A 7,077-nucleotide genomic window follows, 5' to 3' on the forward strand; every position below is an offset into this window, starting at 1 on the left:
GAAACTTTTTTTGTTTTATAAGTTTCCGCGATTATCTTTGCCGACTCTATGAAGGAAAAAATTTTAGAAAAGGCAACGGATATGTTTTTGAACCTCGGGTTCAAAAGTGTTACCATGGATGATTTGGCGAATGAAATGGGGATATCAAAAAAAACGATCTACACCCATTTTGAAAACAAGACCAGATTGGTACAGGAGTGTACTTTTAGTCTATTTAACCAAATTAATTCTGGGATAGATTGTATATGTACAACAGGCAAGAATCCTATTGAGGAATTGTACGAAATAAAAAAGTTTGTCATTTCACATTTGAAGGATGAAAAATCTTCCCCCCAATACCAATTGCAGAAATACTATCCCAAAATCTTTTCAAACCTAAGGAAAAAGCAATATGAGCTTATGCAGGAATGCACTATTAATAATATCAAAAGAGGTTTGGAACTGGGGATTTACAGGGAAAATTTAAATGTGGAGTTTGTATCTCGAATCTATATTTCGGGCGTAGCCAGTATTAAGGACGAGCGCTTCTTTCCGGAGGGAAATTTCGCGGCCAAAGATTTACAGGATTATTTTCTTGAATATCATTTGCGCGGAATTGTAACACCAAAGGGCAGAAAGATACTAAATGATATAATCAATTCAACTTATGAATAAAATACAGCTAAATAACCTTATCAAAAAACTTAAAGCCAATTTTATGAAAAACAGTTTTTTAGCACTATTGATGCTATTTACAGCTACTTGGTCCTACGCCCAGGAACAAACTAATAGTTTCACCCTGGAGGAAGCCATTAATTTCGCCATAGAAAATAATTATGGGGCCATTAATGCGGACAGAGATCTGTTGGATGCTCAAAAACAAAAATGGGAAACCATAGCCACCGGACTACCACAAATAAATGGTGCCGTGAGTTATCAAAACCAATTAAAGCAGCCCGTTTCGCTACTGCCAGGAGAATTCGTGGGCCAAGAGCCCGGAACCTATGTTCCTATTGTATTTGGACAGCCACAAACTGCCAGTGCCACCGCTACACTAAAACAACAGATTTTTGATGGATCCTATATCGTGGGCATTCAAGCCACTAAAGCCTTTATTGCCTACAGCGACAACAATAAGGAAAAGACAGAATTGGACGTACGCAAATCTGTAGTAGAAGCATATGGCAATGTATTGTTATCCCAGGAAAGTATCGCCATACTGGAAAAGAACAAGGCCAATTTGGAGAAAAATTTATTTGAAACCCAGAAGCTTTTCGAAAATGGTCTTGGTGATGAGGAAAGCGTGGAGCAATTGCAGATTACCCTATCCTCGGTAGAAAATCAATTAAAAAACTCCTTACGCCTCCAGACCATTACCCTACAAATGTTAAATCTAATAATGGGGCTGGATATAGATGCTCCTACCCAACTAAAGGAAAATCTGTCCGATTTGGCTCAGGCACAAATTCGTTTGGAGCTTCTGGATGAAGATCTGGTCATGGACAACAACATAGATTTTAAAATGGTGGACAATCTTAACCAGCAAAGGGAATTGGAGCTTAAGCTGCAAAAAAGTTTGGCCTTGCCAACCTTGAATGCCTTTATAAATTACGGTAGCACATCTTATAGTGATAAGTTTAACTTTTTCAAGAACGAAACGGAATGGTTTGATTCCTCCATACTTGGATTTGACCTCAGTATCCCTATTTTCAGTTCCCTTGGTAGAAGTGCCAAGACCGCTAGGGCAAAAATTGCGCTTGAAAAGGCAAGAACACAGAAATCCGAGACGGAACAAAGTATTCGCCTACAACACCAAACCGCCAAGAGCAATTACCTCTTTTCTATTGAGCAGTACAATACGGCAAGTGAAAATTTGGCCTTGGCCGAGCGTATTGAAAAGAAAAACGAAATAAAATACTCCGAAGGACTTGCCACCAGCTTTGAGCTGAGGCAGGCTCAAACACAACTCTATAATGCACAACAGGGATACCTTCAATCCATGGTAGAGGTAATAAACAATAAAACGGCCTTGGAGACGGTACTTAACAGCAAACTATAACATCAACCTAGAATTTATAACTATGAACAAAATACTTCAAATATTCGTATTGGGAACCCTAATGGTTTCTTGTGGAAGCGATAATCAAAAAACTGTAGACGACCTTATCTCAGGAGGAGATCTTAACGCATTGCGCACCAAAAAAAGTGAACTCTTCGAGAAACAAAAAGCATTGGAATCCGAAATGAAAAAATTGGATTCGGTAATTGGATCAATGAGCGGGAATGAAAACCTTCCCCTAGTTACCACAATTATAGCCGAGCCCAAAAAATTCGACCATTTCTTGGATTTACAGGGAGATGTAAAAACTAAACAAAATGTGCTCATTTATCCTGAGATGCAAGGTGTACTACACAAAGTATATGTAAAAGAGGGACAAGAAGTAACAAAGGGTCAAATATTGGCCAGCATAGATGATGGTGGTATGGGCAGCCAACTGGAGCAATTAAAAACCCAGGCGGAATTGGCAAAGACCACCTTTGAACGTCAAAAAAGATTGTGGGATCAAAAGATAGGTTCCGAAATTCAGTATTTACAGGCAAAGACCAACTATGAAGCATCCGAAAATACGGTTAAACAAATGGAAAGTCAATTAGGAAAGTCCACCATTAGGGCTCCTTTTTCCGGAATTATAGACGATGTTATCAAAGACCAAGGAACAGTGGTTGCCCCCGGTCCGGGATCCGAAGTTTTCCGAATAGTAAACCTCTCGGACATGTACATTGTGGTGGAGGTACCGGAAACCTATTTGGGAAGCATCAAAAACGGCAAGGAAGCCAAGGTATATTTCCCTGTTTTAGGCGATAGTATTATGACCAACATTAGACAAACAGGAAACTTTATTAACCCTGGCAACAGGTCCTTTACTGTAGAAATACCTGTGCCCAACAAGACAGGCACAATTAAACCCAACTTGAGCGCCAAGGTACAATTGAACGATTACACCAGTGAAAACGCCATTCTTATTCCACAAAGTATTGTTTCCGAAAATGCCGATGGTGAGCAGTATGCCTACGTGGCAGAAGAACTAAATGACGAAAACGAAGCCATCGTAACCAAGAAAATCATCACTACAGGTAAGACCCAAAATGGTTTCGTGGAAGTCCTATCCGGAATCAGTAATGGAAATCATATCATTAAAGAAGGCGCTAGAAGCGTAAAGGATGGTCAAAAAGTGAAAGTTTTAAACTAAGGAGTCCATGAGCAAACTACAAAAAAACGCAGACAAAGAATTTAGTTTATCGTCCTGGGCAATAGATAACCCATCGGTTATTTATGTAATGATCGGTATCTTCCTATGGATAGGTTTTTCCTCCTATCTGGCCATGCCAAGGGAAGACTTCCCAGAGATCATAGAAACCAAGATTTATATAAGTACCCCCTATCCCGGAAATACGGCGGAGGATATAGAAAGGTTGATAACCGATCCTTTGGAGGATGAATTAAAGAATATTAGCAATGTGGTGGAAATTATTTCTACCTCACAGGAAGATTATTCCATTATCACCGTTGAGTTCGACGAAGAAATTACCGTAGAAGCGGCAAAGCAAAAGGTAAAGGATGAGGTTGATGGTGAAAAAGCAAGTGAAGACTGGCCCACCTTTAACGGAGCTAAGGTAGAACCCAATGTGTTCGACCTAAATTTTTCTGAAGAAGTTCCTATTATGAACATCAATTTTACCGGGGATTATCCGGTAGAAAAATTAAAGGAATATGCAGAATACCTGCAGGACGAAATTGAAAATCTCCCTGAAGTAAAAAAGGCCGACATCCGCGGAGCTCAGCAAAAAGAAGTGGAGGTTGCGGTAGATGTCTATAAAATGATGGCTGCCAAGGTTAGTTTTGACGATGTAATGCAGACCATTGGCAATGGCAACATGACCATGTCAGCAGGAAATTTAAAGATTGGTGGCCAACGCCGTACTATACGCATATTGGGCGAGATAGAAAATCCGGTGCAGCTTAACGATTTTGTTGTAAAATCGGAAAACGGGGCCGTCTATTTAAAAGATATTGCCACCGTTCATTTTGATGAAAAGGATAAAACTACCTATGCACGGGAATTTGGGGAAAGCGTTGTAATGTTGGATGTAAAAAAACGAGCAGGCCAAAATTCCATTTCGGCATCCGATCAGATTAAGGAAATAGTGAAGACCACAAAGGCCAACTATTTTCCTCCAGATCTTCACATTTCCATTGCCAACGATTCCTCTACAAGAACGCTTAACCAGGTAGATGACCTAGTAAACAATATTATTTTCGGAATTATTTTGGTGGTAGGGGTCCTAATGTTCTTCTTAGGCTTCCGCAACGCCCTTTTCGTTGGCTTTGCAATACCTATGTCCATGTTTATGTCCTTTATGATCCTGTCCTGGTTGGGTTACACGCTTAATACCATGATTTTATTTGGAATGATCATGGGATTGGGAATGTTGGTAGATAATGGTATCGTTGTGGTCGAAAACGTGTATCGCTTAATGGATGAGGGAATGCCACGTATTGAAGCAGCAAAAAAGGGAATTGGTGAAATTGCCTTTCCCATTATTATTTCCACGGCTACCACTGTCGCAGCCTTTGTTCCCCTGGGGCTTTGGCCTGGGATATTTGGACAGTTTATGATCTATTTTCCAATTACCTTGTCGGTAGTATTGGGATCCTCACTGTTTGTCGCCATATTTATGAACTCCATGTTGGTATCCAACTTTATGGATACGGATGAAAAGGAACTGACCAGAAAACAGCTGATTCGTATCAGTATTGTTATGGGCGGTCTTGGCCTATTGATCCTGTTGTTCGGTGGAGCAATGAGAGGGCTTGGCTCTGTATTGATCATAACGGCAGCAATGTTTTGGATTTACAAATATGTACTTAAAAAATGGGCCCTTCGCTTTCAAAAAAACACGATGACCCGTTTTGAAAACTGGTATGAACAAAGATTGGTACATGCCTTAAGAGGAAAGAATGTATACTGGTATTTTGGAATAACGGCAATGCTCTTGGTGGCCGTGTTTATGCTGTTCGGTATGTCCGTAGGCAGCGGAAGAACCAAAATAGAATTCTTCCCGGACAATATCCCCAATGAAATATATGTCTATATAGAATACCCCGAGGGTACTGCCATAGAAAAGACCAATGAAATTACCCTTGATATTGAAAAAAGAGTCTATGGTATTGTCAATGACCAGGCTAATTTTTACGATGGGAAAAACTTTATTGTGACTACAGCCGTTTCCCAAGTTGGTGAAGGCGCCGGTAACCCATTGGCCGATGGAGGTTCTGCAGCCGAAATGCCCCATAAGGGCAAAATCACGGTCAACTTCAGCGAATTTAAATATAGAAGGGGAGTAAACACGGAGGACATCCGTGCCAAAGTTCAGGCCGGACTAAGCGGTGTTTATCCCGGCGTAGCCATCTCCGTGGAAAAAGAGGCCAATGGCCCACCAGCTGGTTATCCTATTAACATTGAATTGGAAGGGAAAGATTACGACCAATTGATCAATACCGCGGAGGATATTAGAAACTTTATCAATACCAAAAATATCGCTGGTATTGAAGAAATAAAAATCGATGTAAACAAAAGCAAGCCCTCTATGCAGGTTGCCGTAGACCGTAAGAAAGCGGGTGAGCTAGGGGTTTCTGTGGGGCAAGTGGGGAACCAGTTGCGAAGGGCTCTATTTGGTGAAAAAGCTGGGGTCTATAAGGAAGATGGGGATGATTACGATATCAATGTCCGCTTTAGCGAAGATTTAAGATATAATAAAAGCGCCTTATTCAACCAAAATATTATTTTTAGGGACCAATCTACGGGCAAAATCAAAGAAATTCCTATTTCTGCCGTGGCCACCGAAAGAAATACTTCGGCCTTTAGTGCCATTAAGCACAGGGACAATAAACGTGTGGTTACCGTATATTCCGGACTACAACCTGGTTTTACGGATGCGGCGGCCATTGTAGCGGAGATCCAAAAGGAAATGGAAGAATTTAAAAACCTTCCTGCTGATATTAAAATAGACTACACCGGACAGATAGAGGAGCAAAACAAACAGATGATGTTCCTTGTTGGTGCATTTTTCACCGGTTTAGGTTTGATTATGTTGATTTTGATATTTCAGTTTGGAGGCATTTCCAAGCCACTGATTATTATGATTGCTATTTTCCTAAGTTTTATTGGGGTATTTGGAGGTCTAATGATTACGGGATGGTCTTTTGTGATCATGATGACGATGATGGGAATAATATCCTTGGCCGGTATTGTGGTAAACAATGGTGTGGTTCTTTTGGACTACACCCAGATTCTCATAGACCGTAGGAAGGTAAAGCTAGGTATGGATGATAAATCCCTATTAACGAGGGAAGATGTTACTGAAGCTATCATTAAGGGAGGAAAAGCCAGGCTGAGACCAGTTCTGCTAACAGCTATCACCACTGTTTTAGGATTGATCCCCTTGGCAATCGGATTAAATATCGACTTCTTCGCCTTATTTTCAGAATTTAACCCACATATCTACGTGGGAGGGGACAACGTGGTATTCTGGGGACCTTTGGCCTGGACGGTAATCTTTGGGTTGATAGTAGCCACCTTCCTAACTCTGATCATTGTTCCTGTACTATTTAATATTACCTACAGGATGAAAATAGCCCTAAGGGGCAGTGGCAAACCAAAAACTAAGAAAGTAGCAGCTGCCTAGGCTATATGCCACCAAATAAAAAAGAGCCTGTTTTAATAAAACAGGCTCTTTTTTATTATTGTATGTCCCGTCCTGAAATAGTGATACACTAAAAACTTAGTGTAATGAAAACATCAGAAAATATGGGGTATACCAGGCGTACCCAAAAAGATTACTCCATTTCTTTTAAGCTTCAATTAGTTGAAGAAATTGAACAAGGACTTCTTACGAAAGCTCAAGCAAAGGCCAAATATGGTATTCAAGGAGACTCAACGGTGACCAAATGGTTGAAGAAATATGGTAACTTTGATTGGGAACATCGACCTTATTATGCTATGGCCAAAACACCTGAACAAAAAATACTTGAGTTAG

At 40.4% G+C, this 7,077-nt stretch carries 5 protein-coding genes; all 5 read left to right on the plus strand.

The genetic code is table 11. The annotated features are described in order from the left end of the window. The first annotated feature begins 48 nt into the window (after positions 1-48). A complete protein-coding gene (locus tag LV92_RS13235; RefSeq protein WP_111624101.1) occupies positions 49-654 on the plus strand; it encodes a TetR/AcrR family transcriptional regulator in 606 nt (201 codons plus the stop codon). Between the two features lie 43 nt (positions 655-697). After that, a complete protein-coding gene (locus tag LV92_RS13240) occupies positions 698-2,038 on the plus strand; it encodes a TolC family protein (protein WP_111624144.1) in 1,341 nt (446 codons plus the stop codon). Between the two features lie 22 nt (positions 2,039-2,060). Beyond that, the gene (locus LV92_RS13245) at positions 2,061-3,230 is read left to right on the plus strand and encodes an efflux RND transporter periplasmic adaptor subunit (protein WP_111624102.1); all 1,170 of its coding nucleotides are present in this window, start codon (positions 2,061-2,063) and stop codon (positions 3,228-3,230) included. Between the two features lie 7 nt (positions 3,231-3,237). Continuing rightward, positions 3,238-6,726, plus strand: coding sequence for an efflux RND transporter permease subunit (locus LV92_RS13250; protein ID WP_111624103.1), 3,489 nt, complete (start codon positions 3,238-3,240; stop codon positions 6,724-6,726). Positions 6,727-6,830: 104 nt separating this feature from the next. After that, positions 6,831-7,077 (plus strand): transposase (locus tag LV92_RS13255; protein ID WP_146613548.1); only part of this gene is annotated, 247 nt, incomplete at its 3' end.

It is taken from the genome of Arenibacter echinorum, from assembly GCF_003259375.1.
GTDB classification, from domain to species: Bacteria; Bacteroidota; Bacteroidia; order Flavobacteriales; family Flavobacteriaceae; genus Arenibacter; species Arenibacter echinorum.

Bases quoted from the DNA above. Each gene is read 5' to 3' on its own strand.
- LV92_RS13235 (WP_111624101.1), top strand. From the start codon at position 49: ATGAAGGAAAAAATTTTAGAAAAGGCAACGGATATGTTTTTGAACCTC.
- LV92_RS13240 (WP_111624144.1), top strand. From the start codon at position 698: ATGAAAAACAGTTTTTTAGCACTATTGATGCTATTTACAGCTACTTGG.
- LV92_RS13245 (WP_111624102.1), top strand. From the start codon at position 2,061: ATGAACAAAATACTTCAAATATTCGTATTGGGAACCCTAATGGTTTCT.
- LV92_RS13250 (WP_111624103.1), top strand. From the start codon at position 3,238: ATGAGCAAACTACAAAAAAACGCAGACAAAGAATTTAGTTTATCGTCC.